General features: G+C 52.8%; 13 protein-coding genes. 7 read left to right on the top strand and 6 right to left on the bottom strand.

The window, feature by feature from the left end:
* Positions 1–248: 248 nt before the first annotated feature.
* The 5 genes from AC0VZ8_RS24375 to AC0VZ8_RS24355 all read right to left on the bottom strand — a co-directional run bounded on the left by AC0VZ8_RS24375 (position 249) and on the right by AC0VZ8_RS24355 (position 6,770).
* Positions 249–3,416, bottom strand: coding sequence for an MMPL family transporter (locus AC0VZ8_RS24375; RefSeq protein WP_475484693.1), 3,168 nt, complete (start codon positions 3,414–3,416; stop codon positions 249–251).
* Positions 3,413–3,865 carry a MarR family winged helix-turn-helix transcriptional regulator gene (locus AC0VZ8_RS24370; protein ID WP_475484692.1) on the bottom strand — a complete coding sequence of 151 codons (453 nt, stop codon included), beginning with the start codon at positions 3,863–3,865 and terminating at the stop codon, positions 3,413–3,415. Before AC0VZ8_RS24370 ends, AC0VZ8_RS24375 begins: the two co-directional genes overlap by 4 nt.
* A gap of 187 nt (positions 3,866–4,052) precedes the next feature.
* Positions 4,053–5,246 carry an oxalate decarboxylase family bicupin gene (locus AC0VZ8_RS24365; protein ID WP_475484691.1) on the bottom strand — a complete coding sequence of 398 codons (1,194 nt, stop codon included), beginning with the start codon at positions 5,244–5,246 and terminating at the stop codon, positions 4,053–4,055.
* A gap of 211 nt (positions 5,247–5,457) precedes the next feature.
* The gene (locus AC0VZ8_RS24360) at positions 5,458–6,012 is read right to left on the bottom strand and encodes an HXXEE domain-containing protein (protein WP_475484690.1); all 555 of its coding nucleotides are present in this window, start codon (positions 6,010–6,012) and stop codon (positions 5,458–5,460) included.
* A gap of 158 nt (positions 6,013–6,170) precedes the next feature.
* The gene (locus AC0VZ8_RS24355; RefSeq protein WP_475484689.1) at positions 6,171–6,770 is read right to left on the bottom strand and encodes a TetR/AcrR family transcriptional regulator; all 600 of its coding nucleotides are present in this window, start codon (positions 6,768–6,770) and stop codon (positions 6,171–6,173) included.
* Between the two features lie 318 nt (positions 6,771–7,088).
* Between AC0VZ8_RS24355 and AC0VZ8_RS24350 the strand changes: the two genes are divergently transcribed.
* From AC0VZ8_RS24350 to AC0VZ8_RS24325, 6 genes are all read left to right on the top strand, one after another.
* Positions 7,089–8,021, top strand: coding sequence for a carbohydrate ABC transporter permease (locus tag AC0VZ8_RS24350; protein WP_475484688.1), 933 nt, complete (start codon positions 7,089–7,091; stop codon positions 8,019–8,021).
* Positions 8,018–8,842 (top strand): carbohydrate ABC transporter permease, encoded by an 825-nt coding sequence (locus AC0VZ8_RS24345; RefSeq protein ID WP_475484687.1) that lies wholly within the window; start codon positions 8,018–8,020, stop codon positions 8,840–8,842. Before AC0VZ8_RS24350 ends, AC0VZ8_RS24345 begins: the two co-directional genes overlap by 4 nt.
* Before the next feature lie 73 nt (positions 8,843–8,915).
* Positions 8,916–10,271: an ABC transporter substrate-binding protein gene (locus AC0VZ8_RS24340; RefSeq protein WP_475484686.1), complete on the top strand. Its 1,356-nt coding sequence runs from the start codon at positions 8,916–8,918 to the stop codon at positions 10,269–10,271.
* 424 nt (positions 10,272–10,695) lie between these two features.
* Complete coding sequence (locus AC0VZ8_RS24335) at positions 10,696–11,865, top strand: sugar diacid recognition domain-containing protein (protein WP_475484685.1); 1,170 nt, start codon at positions 10,696–10,698, stop codon at positions 11,863–11,865.
* A 145-nt stretch (positions 11,866–12,010) separates the two neighbouring features.
* The gene (locus AC0VZ8_RS24330; RefSeq protein ID WP_475484684.1) at positions 12,011–13,279 is read left to right on the top strand and encodes a GntP family permease; all 1,269 of its coding nucleotides are present in this window, start codon (positions 12,011–12,013) and stop codon (positions 13,277–13,279) included.
* Between the two features lie 60 nt (positions 13,280–13,339).
* Positions 13,340–14,482 carry a glycerate kinase gene (locus AC0VZ8_RS24325; protein WP_475484683.1) on the top strand — a complete coding sequence of 381 codons (1,143 nt, stop codon included), beginning with the start codon at positions 13,340–13,342 and terminating at the stop codon, positions 14,480–14,482.
* Positions 14,483–14,928: 446 nt separating this feature from the next.
* Here AC0VZ8_RS24325 and AC0VZ8_RS24320 read toward each other — a convergent pair whose 3' ends face one another.
* Positions 14,929–15,804 carry a LysR family transcriptional regulator gene (locus tag AC0VZ8_RS24320; protein ID WP_475484682.1) on the bottom strand — a complete coding sequence of 292 codons (876 nt, stop codon included), beginning with the start codon at positions 15,802–15,804 and terminating at the stop codon, positions 14,929–14,931.
* Positions 15,805–15,936: 132 nt separating this feature from the next.
* Between AC0VZ8_RS24320 and AC0VZ8_RS24315 the strand changes: the two genes are divergently transcribed.
* Complete coding sequence (locus AC0VZ8_RS24315; RefSeq protein ID WP_260066404.1) at positions 15,937–16,857, top strand: NADP-dependent oxidoreductase; 921 nt, start codon at positions 15,937–15,939, stop codon at positions 16,855–16,857.
* Positions 16,858–16,996 lie beyond the last annotated feature (139 nt).

Here is a 16,996-nt window from a genome sequence, read left to right as displayed (position 1 = left end):
GTTTGGTATGGTTTGAAATCCGAGAATTCTTCTTCTTAATATACGAGAAAATGTGTCGATCGTATAGCTATTCCCCAACAAAAAGCGTTCGTTCGGTTCTTTGGTAGCAGTCCCAGGTACTCACGGATAAGGTTTCCGTTCACTTTTATTGAAATGGCATAGAAAATAACCGCCCTTTTACCTGTCATCGATCAGGAAAAAGGCGGCTCATGTGGTTATTGTTCAGGTTTGGATCTTCCTTGTACTGGCTACATTCCTACGTCATGTCCGGAAGTGCTCTTTGCGCCCTGCTCCTTGGGGGTGAACGGCCACCAGTTAGCCCGGCCGAAGATACGGACCATCACCGGTACGAAGAATGGGAGGAACAGGAGTGCGTAGAGCACCAGTCCGACCAGGACAACCGTTGCGATCTGCATCATGGACAATACGCCGGACGGATACATCGCCGCAAAGGTACCGCCAAGAATGACTACAGCGGACAGAATCACAGTACCCATGTTGCGCATGGCATGCAGAATGGCATCCTGAACATTCCAGGACTTGTTCTCGTTGAAACGCGCCATGAGGAAGATGCTGTAATCCACTCCAAGCGCAATCAGCATGACAAAGCTGAAGAACGGCGTGGCCCAGGTAATGCCGGAATACCCGAAGCCGTGAACGAAGATCATCTCCGTAACGCCGACAGCGGTAAAGTATGTGATGACCAGTGAAACAATCAGATAGATCGGCATCACGATGGAGCGCAGCAGCACGACCAGGATAATGAAGATTCCGCTCAGCATGAGAATCACGGTTCGCGTGTAGTCTTCATTCGATATGTTCTGCAAATCGTTGTTCGTGCTGGTAATGCCGCTGATGGCAACCTCGGCATTCTCCAATTTCGTATCTTTTACTGCGCGATCTACAGCGGATTGAATCTGTTCAACGCTGCCCAGCGCTTCCTCGCTGTACGGATTGGTTGCCAGAACCACATCCAGCGTCATTACTTTCCGGTCATCGCTCAAGTAGGTATCGAATACCGTCTGGAATTCTTCGTTCTCCAGGGCTTCCTGCGGAATGAAGAACCCGCTGAGCTCTTCATCCTGAAGATCCTGGATCTGCTGCAGATAATCCTGAGCGGAGTGCAATCCGTCCGAAATTTGTTTCAGTCCGTCTGCGCTGGCGTTCAGTCCTTCCGTCAGTTCCCCAATCTGGCCGGTAAGATCGCCAAAGCCGTCGGCAAGCTGCTTCTGTCCGCCCTGCAGCTGGTCTAACCCGCCTGTAATGGAAGGGATTTGGCTCACGATCTGTCCTTGCCCGTTAGCTGCCTGCGAAAGGCCGGATTGAAGCTCGGCGATACCGGCCACAAGCTGCTGTAGACCGTTGGCAAGCGCCGTTTGTCCGGCGGCTGCCTTAGCGTAGCCTGCGTTTGCTTCCGATAAGCCGGCTGACGCACCTTTAAGCTGCTCGGAGATTTGTCCTAACCCTGCCGCCAGCTCGGCTGTGCCTGCGGCCGTTTGCGTAACGGTGCCTTTGATGGTCTGATAGTCGGCATCCTGAATGAGTTCCGGGTGGCTGCTCTCCAGTCCCGTGAAGGAGCCTTCAAGTCCACTCAGTGCAGCCGCAACGCCGCCCAGCTGTTCTTTAAGTCCGGCAACGCCGCCTTCAAGAGCTGCTAATCCGGTATCAAGCTGTTTATAACCTTGGAGTAGCTGGGCATGAGCTGCAGCTAACTCCTTCGCGCTTTTCGCAGCCTGGGCAAGCCCTGCTTTGAGTTCGCCTGCGCCTGCGCTGCCGCTCTGGATTCCTTTTTGAATGGCGCTGAGGCCCTGGCCAAGCTCCGTGATGCCGTCCTTGAGGTCGGCGGTTCCCTTGGTCAGCTCCTTGGCTCCCGCCGCGGCTTCATTCAGCTTCGGCGTATTCTCGCTGAGCTGCTTGCCTGCTTCGGATAGTCCATTCTGAATCTGGGTCAGTCCGTCTTTGGACTCTCCCAATCCTTCATTTAACGTTTTCACTTGAGTGGGAATGAGGAAATCGTTGATTTGCTCGCCGGTTGGACGGGAGAGCCCGCGTACGCTGGACACGCCATCCACCTTTTCCACTTCCCGGCTGATTTTTTCAGCGAGTCCCATGTATTCCGCCGTATCCATCCGGTCATCGTTCTTGATCACGATGGTGGATGGCAGCGATTGTCCGGGGCCGAAGCTGTCCGAAATAATGTTAAAGCCCTTGACCGAAGCGTAGCTTGGCCCGATTTCCTCCAGGCTGTTAAACGACAGCTTGCCGCTGTACGTAGCCAGGAAAGGGGCCACGATAACGGCTACGACAAGCAATGCAGCCCAAGGGCGCTTAAGTGAGAAGGAACCTGCCGCTCCCCAAAGCTTGTTTTCGCTATGCTCCAGCTTGCCGCGCGACGGCCAGAATAGCTTCTTGCCCAGCACCGCCATGAAGAACGGAACGACGGTAACCAAGGCCAGGAGCATAACGGCGATGCCGATGGCAACCGCAACCGCGGATTTGTACAGAATGAATTTGGATAACCCGATGGCTGCAAAGCCGACAAATACGGCAAGCCCGGAATAGATCACGGTGCCGCCTGCTTTTCGGTAAGTCTCGATGATCGCCGTCTTGGTATCCTCCGACGTGGTGAGTTCTTCCTTAAACCGGCTGATCAGCAGGATACAGTAGTCGGTGCCAATCCCGAACATGACGGCCACCATAAAGATCTGAGTGAAAGTCGATATCGGGAAGTTGAACTGGTCCACGAGAAAAGAAACGACCGACTGCGACACGATATAACTGAGCCCTACGGTCAACAGCGGGACGAACGGTGCCACGAAGGAGCGGAATACAACGAACAGAATGAGGAGAATAAAGACAACTGTAATGTATTCCGTTTTCTTCAGGCCTTCCTCGGAGCTGACGATGGTATCTTCATTAATGAGGCCTTCGCTTGTCAGGTAATGATCGGCTTGAACGCCTTCCAGCACCTGATTAACCTTCTGGGGCAGCTCTTTCACGGCTTCCTGGCCGCCGCTGACCTGAAGCGCGACCATGATGGTCTTGCCGTCTTTTGCAATCAGCGTGTCTTCCAGCTCCGTTTGTGTGAACGGTTCATTGATAGAATCGATATGGAGACTTTCTTTATTATCGTTTAAAGCTTGAACGCCCTCCCGGATGCTCTCCTTATCCGATTCGCTTAACCCATCGGGTTTATTGAAGACGAGCGCAACCTGATGCAGGGTTTCCCCGCTCACGCCGCCGGAGGCTTCCTTGAGAATTTCCGCCGCGCGCGAAGAGGTATAACCGTCCGGTACGGATAATTGCCCTTTCTCCCGCACCAGATCCGACATGGACGGCGCGAACAAAAACAGCATAACTGCGGCAGCCAGCCACAAAACGATAATGGCCCATCTTGCTTTCAGTATGGCTTTCAATTCTTTCTCCCCCCTGATTCAAACATCAATTGCCCGAGTTTCTCGAACATCGAGATAAACATTTCGATATCTTTTTCTTCAAAATGCTGCAGGTAAGGGGAGACGATCTCCCTCATCTGTTCCTGGGCAGATTCAAAAATCGTATGTCCGTATTCCGTCAATGTCAGATACACCAGCCTGCGATCTGCTTCGTCCCGAGTTCTGTCGATAATGCCGGCATCCACGAGACGGTTGACGATAGCCGTAACCGAGCTTTTGCCAACCGCGAGCGCTTCCGCCAGATAGGATGAAGTACAGTGATCCGTGCCGTTGACCAAGCGTACCACTTGAAACTGGTCACTGGTCAGATCCTCGCCGAGCTGCTCTCGAATCTGGGCGTTGATCCGCCTCGATACAAGCAGATAGACATCGACATACCGGTCGATCCACTGCTTTGCCTTGTCGTTCAATGATAGTTCTCCTCTCGAATAGTTCACGTATGAAATAGTTTCATTAATGAACTATATGGCAGAAGGAAAGAAAAGTCAACATCCGCATGACGGCACATAACAGACCGCCTTGGAAGAAAATCCTCTGGGCAGGTCTGTATGACGTTAATACAACAGATCAATGTCTTCGACGCGGGGAGGCTGGAACTTACCTCGGGTAATACGAATATCCCGGGTATTTCACGACGGGCCACTTTTCTTTGCGCAAAGCATCGGTGACTTCGTTCCCGACTTTCAGGTTATCCTGGACCAGATCCCGAGGGGTCAAAGCCATCCATTGATTCAAGGAGATATCCTCGAACCGGTCGCTTCTGAACATCTCCAGAAACCACAGGGTTTCCGTACCCGTGTTCTGTATGTAGTGGCCGAAGGCAAAGGGGACATATCCCACATCACCGGCTCTGTAATCGAAGGTCCGCGCTGCTCCATTCCCAGCAAACACGGTCATTCGTCCTTGTCCGGCCAGGTAATACTGCCATTCATCCTGATTCGGATGCCAATGAAGCTCCCTCATGGCGCCCGGTTTGATCTCAACGAGCGCGGCAGCAACGGTTTTGGAGATCGGAAAATTCCCTGAGTCCACGATTCTTACACTTCCCCCGGGGGTTAGAATCGGTTCTTGCGCCAGCAGCCGATGCTTGAAACTCAGCGGCACTTTCCCGTAAGGAGACTGGACCTCTTGGTTTTCGAGCGAACCTGGCACCTGATCCTGAAAAATATAAACCTGTTCCTTCGGGATATGGCTAAACGCGTTCTCCGGAACGCCGAAGTTGGCGGACAGCACATCCTTTGGCGTGTGGGCAAACCAGTCGGAGATCGATAGGGTATTCAGGTCTGAGAAGTGGCCGTCATCGAAAACCAGCAGGAATTCACAGCCTTCCTCGAGTCCCTGGATCGAGTGGGGGAGACCGGCGGGAAAATACCATAGATCGCCAGGCCCCACATCCGCGATGAAATTTCTGCCGCTTGCATCCATGGCCGTAATTCGGGCGCTGCCCCAGATCATGTAGGCCCACTCCGCTTGCTGATGCCAATGAAGCTCCCGGACGCCGCCGGGCGTAAGGCTCATATTCACGCCGGCCAGCGTGGTTGCAATCGGGAGGTCACGTACCGTAATTTCCCGTGACCAGCCGCCATGATTTAGCTGCATATGCGTGTCGGAGAACGACATTTTCAGATTGGGCATCAAGCCCGCATCCGTGGCCGGGGGCACAAGCATGTCGGGATTCTCGATATCCCTCATCACATCCCGCGGGCCATAGTCCGGCCCGCCTGCTCCGTCGCTGCGTATCGGCTGGGGTACGCGGTTGTCATTTCCTCTGTTCCGGTTCTGATCCTCCATGAATCGATATCTCCCTCTCTAGTTTTTTTGCGTAACATATCCGGTTAAACGGCTATCCATAATGGTTATGAGCCATCGCTTGGCTAATATGTTGAGGAAAGCGAGACCTGTTAAAGACGATTATCGCAAGGACATGTAATCCTTTTAATCATAAAAAACCTGATACGGATGGGTCCGATCAAGTTTTTTGTGGGCTTATGGATGGAACACCCTATATGTCTTGGCGAAAGGGCGCAATACGTGTTCCAAGCGTCAGACCCGTCCATACCAGCAGCAAGGTGATCGGCAGGGCGATGATGGTTCCGAGGGTGAGAGAAGTCATATCTATGATGTCTGCATGGAGGAGGCGATAGAGCGCATAAATCCCGTAAGGAATTTCAAGGAGGGCGGCTGTAATGACACCCGGGGTGTATGCCGAGAGGGCGATCGACGCTCCCACATGCTTCACGCCATCCAGCAGGAACACCGTGACAAAACCCGCGAACAGCGCGTTGAATGGACTGCCTATGTCGAAGTTAAGAGCCGTAAGGAGCGTTACGCCGGTGAGAATAAAGCCGATCAGCAGGACGGCAAAGGTGAATTGCAGGGTGATATTTTTATCCCACGGAGTGGAGACGGGCGAGATTTTGGATAGCACAGGGTTATACTTGTTCTTCCTGAGCCACCGTTCCATCGTGGCAATCTCTTCTCCATCGTGAATGAAAAATACAACCGGCAGCAGCCACAATATCATGACGAAACTCCAATCTGGCATGAATGACAGCATGATCTTCATTTCTCCCTTCAATCTAACAATGTTTTCGATATCTATATAAACTGAGTGTACACTCAATTTCAAAGGATAAAAGAAGCTGATGCAGAGGTGCTGTTTCTGTTCTGCGATCAGCTTTTCTATTCAATCCTTCCTGAGATGAAATCGGCGACTTAGAATTCTTCAGTCAAACCATGCATCAGCAGCCGAACAAGCTCGCGAATATACGATTCGTCCCCGAGCGGGAGCGTTTCCTGTCCGAAGCGGGTATGGAGCAAACAATAGACCAGAATGGAGGAGGTCATCATCATCATCGCGGTCTGAACCGTATGTTCTGGTTGATGCTTCGATCCCGCCGCCTGTTTGAATATGCTGCTGCCTGCTGTCCCAATACCCCCGATCAGCTGTGATACCTCATTCGATACCTCGGCATCCTTTATGAGTTCCGGTGACCAAATGAGCATTAGATAATCCATGTTTGTCCTGAGGAACCCAAGATACGCCAACCCGAATTGAAACAGGGCCTCCTTCGCAGGCAGCTTCGACAGTTCCCCCGCCTCCTCCTGAAGCTGTGTAACAAAGGAAAAATTGTTCACAAGGTAGAGCAGCAGCTTCCGCTTATCTCCGAAGTGGTAGAAGATCAACCCTTCGGCAACGCCGCTTTCGGCGGCAATCTCTTTGGTTGTCGTCGCATGATATCCCTGCTGGGAGAACAGCTTCAGAGCAGCGTTCAATATCCGTTCCTTCTTGGCATTTCGATTGGTTGCAGGCATAGGCAGATGGCTTCCTTTATCATGTAATGTCGAATCTTAGAAAACTGAGTGTTTACTCAATATTACAATCATTTCCCAAGTATTGTCAACTTTCGAAATATCAAGGCATGGAATGTTCTAAATGTTCATTGTTATTGATAATAATGAAGGGAGGATGGTTAAGAGCATCTGCCTATGTGATGGAGAAGAGGAGAATCACATCAATTGCTTGTCTGTTTTTCGGCATGCAGTTTATGTGTTTTTTTGTTCTCTTTTTTGCGAATCCTTGCGTCTTTTCGAATGGCAAAGCAGAAATTTTCGAAGAAAGGGGAATGTCGGTTGTCAAGTAATGAAAGCGTTTTACATGGCAAGAAACCTAAAAGCGCCGCTGTAAGAAAAAGGCTCTGGGGTGAGCATGCTTTAGCTTATGGATTTCTGGCACCCTCCATCATCTTGTTTATGATGTTCTTGTTCTACCCGATGCTGAAATCGGTTTATCTCAGCATGACGATAACGGATCCGCGGGGCCAGGTTGTTGAATTTGTATGGTTGGAGAATTTTATCAGGCTTCTATCAACTGATTCATTCTATAAGAATCTTGGCGTAACGCTGATGTTTATTTTGTTTACCGTGCCCACCTCATTGATCTGGTCGCTGTTTCTTGCCGCCATTACCCACAACAAGCTGCGAGGGATGAAGGTGTTTCAGTTTGTTTTCTCACTGCCGATTGTCATTTCCGTCGGGACCGGCTCGATTATATGGTTTCTGTTGTTTCATCCTACGGCGGGCATGCTGAACTATTTTCTAAGCTTCGTTCATCTGGGGCCGATCCCTTGGTTAACCGATCCTTCCTGGGCTCTGATCTCGATCTCAATCATGACGATCTGGATGAACATGGGGTTTCTGTTTATTGTGCTGTCCAGCGGTTTACAGGGAGTTCCGGAGGAAATATACGAAAGCGCCAAAATGGACGGCTCCGGGCCGATCCGCACCTTTATCCAAATCGTACTGCCGCTGCTGTCACCCACGATTTTCTTTGCTTTGATTGTATCGGTTATCGGTGCATTTCAAGCCTTCGGACAAATTCACATTCTGACCAAGGGTGGCCCGATCAACTCTACCAATGTCATGGTTTACTCCATTTATCAGGATGCCTTCGTCAATTTCCGGTTTGGCATCGGCAGCGCACAGGCACTGATCCTGTTTGCGATTATTCTGCTCCTTACGCTGCTGCAGTTTAAAGTTTTGGAGAAGAAGGTGCATTACCAATGACCCTGCGCGGAATCACGTCCCTGTTCACCTACCTGCTGCTTATCCTCCTGTCCTTGATTGTGTTATATCCGCTCATCTTTACGGTGTTCTCATCTTTTATGACTGAGAAGGAGGTAGCTAATTTTCCACCACCGTTGTTCCCGTCGAGCTTCTATCTGGGCAACTTTTCGGAGGCCATCTCCGGCTTCCCGATCATTCGCTTCATTCTGAACAGCTTCATCGTCTCGACGGCCATCATGATCAGCCAGGTTATTACATCGAGTCTGGCCGCATACGCGTTTGCATTTTTGAATTTTAAGGGCAAGGCACTGCTGTTCGGACTCTTTTTGTCAACGATGATGATTCCTTGGGAAGTCACAATTATTCCGAATTATCTGACCATTAAGGCTTGGGGCTGGATGGACAGCTACCAGGGATTGATCGTGCCGTTTATGGCAGGAGCTTTTGGCGTGTTTTTGCTGCGCCAGTTTTTTCTGCAGCTCCCGCGTGAGCTGTTTGATGCGGCCAAAATCGACGGGTGCGGTCATATCCGCAGTTATCTGTCCATGGTGCTGCCGCTGTCCCGGTCTTCCATTGCCACCTTGGCGGTGTATACCTTCCTTACGCACTGGAATCACTTTTTGTGGCCGCTTTTGATCACGAACCAGGCCTCGATGCGAACCGTGCAGATCGGGGTGGCTATGCTGCAGCATGCGGAGGTGATGTCATGGAACCTGATTCTGGCCGGCGTGACCATCGTGCTGCTCCCTTCCTTTGTGCTGCTGGCTTTTGGCGTTAAACAATTGGTGCGCGGAATCACCGCTGGCGCGTTGAAAGGTTAGTGCGGTGGTTGACCTGTCGTATGCAGGTTTATCATAGGAAACATTTTACGAACGAAAGGGGAAGGAATCACGGATGAGAAGAACGAGGTTGGTAAGTATCTTGTTAGCTGCGATCATGCTGCTTAGTGCATGTAACATTAACATGGGCGAGGAGCCTGAAAAGGGGACGGATCCCGTACCAAAGACGGATGCCGGCACTCAAAAAGTGGTGTTCTGGCATGCGATGGGAGGAGCGACAACCAAGGTGGTTGATCAATTAGTCGCCAACTTTAACGCTTCGCAGGACAAGGTGCAGGTAGAGGCGGTGTATCAGGGAACCTATGATGACCTGTTAAGTAAACTGAAGGCGTCGATGGGTTCGAATGAGGGACCGTCCGTGGTCCAGATGTACGAGATCGGCAGCCGGTTTATGATCGATTCCAAGCTAATTACAACCATGCAGGAGTTCATTGATGCGGATCAGTGGGATGTGTCACAGCTGGAGCCTAACATCAGCGGGTATTATACATTTGATGATAAGCTGTACTCCATGCCTTTTAACTCTTCTAATCCGATACTGTATTACAATAAAGACCTGTTTAAGGATGCAGGGCTCGACCCGGAAAGTCCGCCCAAAACGTTTGAAGAACTGAAAGTCGCGGCAGACACCATATCGAAAAAAGGGAAGGCGGTAGGAGCGAATTTTGCTATATACGGCTGGTTTATGGAGCAGTTGTTTGCTAATCAGGGGGCGGAGTATGTAAACAACGGCAACGGCCGGGACGATCTGGCGACCGAGTCGCTCGTCAATACCGAGCCTGGCGTAAAGGTGCTGACTTGGTGGAAGGATCTGATCGACTCCAAGGCAGCCAATAACCTGGGACGTAAAACCGATGATTCCAAGAAGGCTTTTTCGGCCGGTCAGGTCGCCATGATTCTGGACTCAACCGCAGCCTTGAAGGGACTTGTGGATAGCGCGGAAGGCAAGTTTGAAGTAGGCACAGGCTTCCTTCCGAAGCCGGAAGGAGCGGGAGAAGGTGGTGTTATCGTGGGCGGTGCAAGCCTGTGGATGATGAACAGTCGTCCTGAAGCAGAGCAAAAAGCCGCATGGGAGTTCATTAAATTCCTAACCTCTCCATCGGAACAGGCTTACTGGCATATCAATACCGGGTACTTCCCGATTACCACGAAGGCGTATGAAGAAGAAAGCGTAAAGGAGAACCTGAAGAAATTCCCGCAATTCCAGACGGCTATTGATCAGCTGCACCAGACGAAGCTGGTTAAAGCGACCCAAGGTGCTGTGATGGGCGTATTTCCCGAGGCAAGACAGATTGTGGAAGGTGCGATTGAAGAGGTGCTGAACAACAAAAAGTCACCGCAGCAGGCACTGGATGACGCAGCGAAAGAAATTACGACCAAAATCCAGGATTATAACCGTACCGTGAAGTAGCATGGATGGGGAGCCTCAAACTCAGGAGAGACAGGGAGTAACAAGCCGATCCATCAGGATCGGCTTGTTGGTTCGCAGCATGAAATGCTCAGCCAACAAACGATTCACCGGCAGTCCTCAACCGCAAGCGACGGAATCATGATTACCCGCGTTCTCTTGAGGCTATACTGGTGGTGTTTGAGTTTACAAAAGAAACGCGAAAGCGTATACTCAGACAAAATAACCGTTAATTATAGTACCTCACCGAATAACAGCCACTTCGTGAGGAAATATTCCCTTCCTCGTGTTAACACTCACATTTAGGGCGTATATAACGTTATTCGAAGCTGAATGCCCCTATCCCGGCAAGAATGCGATTCATCGCGCTTATCGGATGGAGGGCGTTTTTTCATATTGTGGCGTACATAGATAGGGGATAGACAAGATGAGCAGATTGACGAAGGAATTGGCGCAAGAAATTGTAACGCGGACGATGCAAGTGATCCATTATAACGTGAACGTCATGGATGAAAGGGGGCGGATTATCGGTTCTGGCGACCGCTCGCGCTTATATCAGAAGCATGAAGGGGCGCTCATTGCGATTGAGAGGAAGGGTCGCTTCGAGATTGACGAGGAAAGCGCCCGCAAGCTGCAAGGGGTGCTGCCCGGAACGAACCTGGCCATTCACTTCCAGGGCGAAGTGGTTGGGGTCATCGGCATTACCGGCGATCCGAACGAGGTGACCAAGTACGGCGAGCTGGTGAAAATGACGGCGGAAATGTATTTGGAGCAAGCAGATCTGCTGGAAAAAGCCCAATGGGATAAGCGGATGAAGGAGGATTTCCTTCTGTCCGTCATTCATGCGGACGGCAAGGATCATGCCATGCTGCGCCTCCAGGCGGAACGGATTGGCTTTCATCCGGATAAGGCGCGGGTTGCATGCATTATGGAGCTGACCGGTGCGCAGGACGCGAATTCGTTGTCTACGCTCAAGCAGGTGGTCGAAATATTGGAGGGTCGGCCCGCCATCGACCTGATCGCCATTCACAATACGCGCCAAATCGTGTTGTATAAGCCCCATCTCCATCCGCGGGAGCCGAACGCCGACATATGCGAAGGCATCCGCCACATTCGCAGGCTGCTGGAAGAGAAGCGGATTGCGCCGCTCCGCATTGCGGTTGGCAAGGCGTATTCCGGCATCGACGGCTTAATCGCCTCTTACCGTTCCGCGCAAGATACGATGCGGGCAGGCAAGGCGATATTCCCGGAGCAGACGGTATACTACGGCGAAGATATGCCGAATGAGACCGTGGCAGCGAACGTTATGCCCTCGTGGGTGGCGGAAGAGCTGAAGCGGCTATGGTGGCGATTCGCGCAGGAGGATAAGAGCGGGGAACTGCAGCAGACACTGGAGGCCTATTATGATGAGAACGGCGAGCAGCAGCGCATCGCCGAGCGGCTGTCGATTCACCGGAATACGCTTCGCTACCGGCTGCAGCGCATTCATGAGGCGACCGGCAAAGACCCGAGGCATTTTCGCGATTTATATACGCTGATGACGGCCCGCTGGCTAAGCGCGCTGGAAGAGAGGAAGCCGGAGAGCGACGGCGTCTGAAGGAACAGGCATGATTTGTGCATTTGAACAAAAAACATGTTATATAAAGCGCTTTATTTCATTTTTATGCATGATGAAGCGCTTTCAGGTTACAGGTACAGTAATAGTATAACGAATGGAGACAACACATTAGGGGGTCTTGACTATGGACGTATCTGTAACTGTGCTTGGTGCTTTGACGGCATTGGTTGTAGCGATTGTGCTTATATTGCGTAAAGTCCCTCCGGCCTATGGCATGATGATTGGGGCACTTGCCGGGGGAATCGTCGGCGGAATCGGGCTGGTTGATTCGGTGAATTTGATGATGGATGGAGCGAAGGGCATGATTCCGGCCGTGCTGCGCATCCTGGCAGCCGGCGTGCTTGCCGGCGTCCTGATTGAATCGGGCGGCGCGAAGACGATTGCTGAAACGTTGGTCCGCAAGTTCGGCGAGACGCGTGCGCTGTTTGCGCTGGCGTTCGCGACGATGGTACTGACGGCGGTCGGCGTATTTATCGACGTCGCGGTCATTACGGTGGCGCCGATTGCGATCGCGATTGCGCAGCGGGCAGACTTGTCCCGCATGGCGATATTGCTCGCCATGATCGGCGGCGGGAAGGCCGGCAACATTATGTCGCCGAATCCGAACGCCATCGCGGCAGCAGACGCATTCCATATTCCACTGACATCGATGATGATGGCAGGAATCATACCGGCTGTCCTTGGGCTTTTTGCCACTTATCTGATCGCGAAGCGCCTGTCCAAAAAAGGAACGAAGATTACGGGCCAGGAAAGCGTAGACGACGGCGCTCAGCAGCTTCCGAGCTTCTTGGCGGCGATGATGGCTCCGATCACGGCGATTGTGCTGTTGGCGCTGCGCCCGCTGGCCGGCATCGTGATCGATCCGGTGATCGCGCTTCCGGTCGGTGGCCTCGTTGGGGCTTTGTGCATGGGCCGCATCAAGCAGATCAATCAATTTGCGGTATCGGGCTTGGGCAAAATGTCGGGCGTGGCTATCATGCTGCTCGGCACGGGGACGTTGGCCGGCATTATATCGAATTCGCAATTGAAGGATGTCATCATCGACAGTCTGGCCTCCTCCGGCTTGCCGGCTTACTTGCTTGCGCCGATAAGCGGCGCGTTCATGTCCTTGGCCACCGCTTCGACAACAGCAGGTACCGCGGTCGCCAGCTCGGTGTTCGGCTCGACGATTATGGGGCTTGGGGTTGCTTCCCTGGGCGCTGCGGCGATGATTCACGCCGGGGCGACCGTCTTCGACCATATGCCGCACGGCAGCTTCTTCCACGCAACGGGCGGAAGCGTCAATATGGCGATGAAGGAGCGGCTGCGTCTTATTCCGTATGAGACCGCAATCGGTCTCGTCCTGGCCGTCGTATCAACATTGGTGTTCGGCGTGTTCGGCTGGTTCTTGTAATCTGCGGCAAAATGATGATTCAGACAGTTGGTCCAGACTGATGGAGAGGGAGTGGAGAGAATGAAGGTTGTAATTGCTCCAGACTCATTTAAAGAGAGTTTATCCGCATTAGAGGCATGTCATGCCATAGAGAAGGGAATGCGCGCCGTGTATCCCGAAGCGGATATCGTCAATGTGCCGATGGCTGACGGCGGGGAGGGCACGGTGCAGTCCTTGGTGGATGCGACAGGTGGACGATTGGTTCACACCGAAGTGACGGGACCGCTTGGCACCCCCGTGACCGCGTTCTACGGCATACTTGGTGACGGGAAGACCGCGATTATCGAGATGGCGGCTGCCTCGGGACTGGCGCTTGTGCCGCCGGAGCAGCGCAATCCGCTCGCGACGACGACGCGCGGCACCGGCGAGCTTATTACGTCGGCGCTGAACGAAGGCGTCAGCACGATTATTCTCGGCTTGGGCGGCAGCGCCACGAACGACGGCGGCGCTGGCATGGCGCAGGCGATCGGGGTGCGGCTGCTTGACGCCGAGGGCTCGGAAATAGGCCATGGCGGCGGAGAGTTGCATCGCATTGCCCGCATCGATACGGGCGGAGCCGATCCGCGGCTGAAGCAGGTTGCCTTCGTGGCCGCGTGCGATGTGGACAACCCGCTGACCGGCGAGCGCGGCGCCTCGGCCGTATTTGGCCCCCAAAAAGGCGCCGATCCGGCCATGGTACAGCAGCTTGACGGCAATCTCGCCCATTATGCGGCGATGATTAAGGCATGCTTGGGCCGCGACGTGGCCCGGATTCCCGGCGCTGGCGCAGCCGGAGGGCTTGGCGCCGGTATGCTCGCATTTTTGGCCGCTGAGTTGAAGCGGGGCGTGGATATTGTTATCGAAGCGACGGGGCTGGCTTCGCATGTGAAGGATGCGGATCTCGTCATTACGGGAGAAGGCCGCATCGACGGCCAGACGATTTACGGCAAAACGCCGATGGGCGTGGCCAAGACGGCCAAGCGGTATCGAGTGCCGGTCATCGGCATCGCGGGCTCGCTTGCGGACGGGCATGAAGCGGTGCTTGAGCATGGCATCGATATGGTGTTCACGATCGTGCCCGGCGTATGCAGCCTGGACGATGCAATAAGCCAAGCCGCCGCCAATATGGAGCGTACCGTGCGCAATATGGCGATGACGTTAAAATGCGGTAGCAAGTTGGCTTGAATAAGATGATAATTAGAGACGATGGAATTCGAGTATAGGATTAGATAGGCAATCCTGTTGCTAAGGGGCGACCCATAAGCAAGTCTGCTTACTCGATGAGACGGCTCAATGGATGAAAAAATATCAAAAAATGGCGGTTCCAGGGAGGTCAGTCCTGTACCGCCATTTCTGTCTTTGACGTAATCCTCCTGGGCAAGAAACTGAAGCACGCTCAAGAAGATTTTCTCCAGTGAGTATCTGCACGGCGTAGCGGAGAGGACAAATCGATTCCGGACAAGCGTCAGCGCTCGCCTTTGCCTCACATTTCATCCTTGTTCAAACCATTCCAAGAAGTGTGGGGGCAACAGCAATGGGAGAAACGATTGGTAGACGGAGCGTCTTCTAACAGCAAGAAGAGGGCCTCCGGCAAGATTTAAGATCTTTTGGGACAGCCCCTTGCGGTCGTCTTACCGTGATTCTGCGTAATATTCCACGAGAAAATCACGGAAAGAAATCGCGGCCTTGGACAAGTACCTGGATTCCAGCCATGCTATTTGGAATATGCGGCGGGCCTGAGGCTCGTCAATGCTCAGCTTCGTCAGCTTTAATTCCTCGCCGCTTCTGCATTCCCCGATTAAAGCCACGCCAAATCCGGAACGTACCAGTTCGGCTATGGTTCCGGGGTCCTCCACCTCGCAGACGACCTTCGGCAGAAAACCGGCTTGTTTGCAAAACTCATTATTCATCTTCTGATACGGATGACCTTCTTTATAACCGACAAACGATTCACCTGCAGCCTCGCTTAAGTGAATTTGATTTTTTTCGGCTAAGCGGTGGGTGAGGGGGACGGCCAAGAACACCTCTTCGACGAGTAAAGGCAAGCTGCGTATATCCGGGTGCCGGATGGGCATGGAGGTGAGAAAGAAATCAACCTCGTTATGTTCAATCGTCTGAACCATATCCTCCATCGAAGACTGGATGATATGAAAGTTGACCTTCGGATGTTTGCTTAGAAACAATCTTAAGGGCTCGCGGAGCTGCTCCATGTTGGATAAGGCCAAATGAATACGCCCATGCTCCAGTCCCGCCAGATCCTCGACTTCACGCCGTCCCTCCTCCAGCAGCTGCAGGGCTGCTTTGGCTTTGGCCAAAAATGCTTTGCCATACGGATTGAGGCGGATCTGCCGGCCTTGGCGTTCGAATAACGGAGCGCCAAGATCCTCCTCAAGTCTGGCAATGGTCTTGCTGAGCGCCGGCTGAGCAATATGGAGCTCCTCTGCGGCTTTGGTCATATGTTCAAGTCTTGCTACGGTTACAAAATACTTCAGCTGTAACATTTCCATTCCGGTTCACCGTCCTCGCTTATATACTCCAGTATATGTATACATAGACATTTTTGTATTTTTTATTATCTATCGATGATTATAGAATGATCTCAGAAACAAGATCAAGAGATTCATGAAAGGATGATCGATATGAAAGCCGTGGCGTTTAGTACGATTGGACCGCCGGATGTCCTGCATGTCATGGAATTTGAAGATCCTCAGGCCGGTAACGGTCAGATCAGAGTTAAAATCAAGGCAGCTGGCGTACAGCCAGCCGACTGCGGGATAAGGGGAAGCGGCTGGGCGCCCCCTAATGTGACATTGCGGATGCCGCAAATTCTGGGCAATGAGTTCGCCGGAACGATAGATCAGGTAGGTGAGGGGGTCAGAGGCTTTGAGGTTGGTGAGGACGTCATTGGCTGGTCTTTACTCGCCTGCTACGCGGAGTATGTCGTGGTTGACGCAGATCAAGTGGTTCGTAAACCGGATTCGATGCCGTGGGAAGAAGCGGGCGTGCTGACTGCATCGGGGCAAACTGCCCATACGGCCCTTCAGGCGTTAGGAATCGGTGAAGGCGATACCGTCCTGATTCATGCGGCAGCAGGTGGCGTCGGTTCTTTCGCCGTCCAGCTCGCTCGTGCCTGGGGAGCCCGGGTCATCGGAACGGCAAGCGAGCGAAATCATGATTATCTTCGTTCACTGGGTGCTGTTCCTGTTGTTTATGGTCCAGGCCTTGTAGACCGGGTCAAAGCCGCCGCCCCAGAGGGAGTCAGTGCCGCGCTGGATGCCGCTGGCGAAGAAGCGCTGCTGGCCTCGTTGGAGCTTGTCGGCGACCGGAGCCGCATCGGCACGATTGTAGCCTTCGATCGGGTAGAAGAGCTGGGGGTTCTCGCGATCCGCAGTCAGCGATCCAAGGATCGATTGGCCGAACTGGTTCAGTTATATGAACAAGGCAAACTGCAGATCCATGTGTTCCGGGCGTTTTCGCTGAGCGAAGCAGCAGAAGCTCATCGCACTGTGGAGTCCGGCCACGTTCGGGGGAAGGTCGTGCTGCGGATAGACCAGCCATGAGATGAAAGTCATCGCCTTTGTCCCCGAATTTCAGCCGTTACAAAACAACAATCGACATTTGGGGGCAGCGGCGATGGGAGGGTGATTCGAATGCCGCAGCGTCATACAAAAGACGGAGGAGACGTCCCAGACTAAGGTC

Source organism: Paenibacillus sp. QJM3NY_38, from assembly GCF_056173265.1.
The sequence above is the reverse complement of the archived record's forward strand: the minus strand, read 5'-3'. Positions and strand labels throughout refer to the sequence as shown.

Coding starts and splice junctions, on each gene's coding strand:
- AC0VZ8_RS24365 (WP_475484691.1), bottom strand. CDS start 5,246: ATGGAGGATCAGAACCGGAACAGAGGAAATGACAACCGCGTACCCCAG.
- AC0VZ8_RS24360 (WP_475484690.1), bottom strand. CDS start 6,012: ATGCTGTCATTCATGCCAGATTGGAGTTTCGTCATGATATTGTGGCTG.
- AC0VZ8_RS24315 (WP_260066404.1), top strand. CDS start 15,937: ATGAAAGCCGTGGCGTTTAGTACGATTGGACCGCCGGATGTCCTGCAT.
- AC0VZ8_RS24330 (WP_475484684.1), top strand. CDS start 12,011: ATGGACGTATCTGTAACTGTGCTTGGTGCTTTGACGGCATTGGTTGTA.
- AC0VZ8_RS24335 (WP_475484685.1), top strand. CDS start 10,696: ATGAGCAGATTGACGAAGGAATTGGCGCAAGAAATTGTAACGCGGACG.
- AC0VZ8_RS24345 (WP_475484687.1), top strand. CDS start 8,018: ATGACCCTGCGCGGAATCACGTCCCTGTTCACCTACCTGCTGCTTATC.
- AC0VZ8_RS24320 (WP_475484682.1), bottom strand. CDS start 15,804: ATGGAAATGTTACAGCTGAAGTATTTTGTAACCGTAGCAAGACTTGAA.
- AC0VZ8_RS24355 (WP_475484689.1), bottom strand. CDS start 6,770: ATGCCTGCAACCAATCGAAATGCCAAGAAGGAACGGATATTGAACGCT.
- AC0VZ8_RS24340 (WP_475484686.1), top strand. CDS start 8,916: ATGAGAAGAACGAGGTTGGTAAGTATCTTGTTAGCTGCGATCATGCTG.
- AC0VZ8_RS24325 (WP_475484683.1), top strand. CDS start 13,340: ATGAAGGTTGTAATTGCTCCAGACTCATTTAAAGAGAGTTTATCCGCA.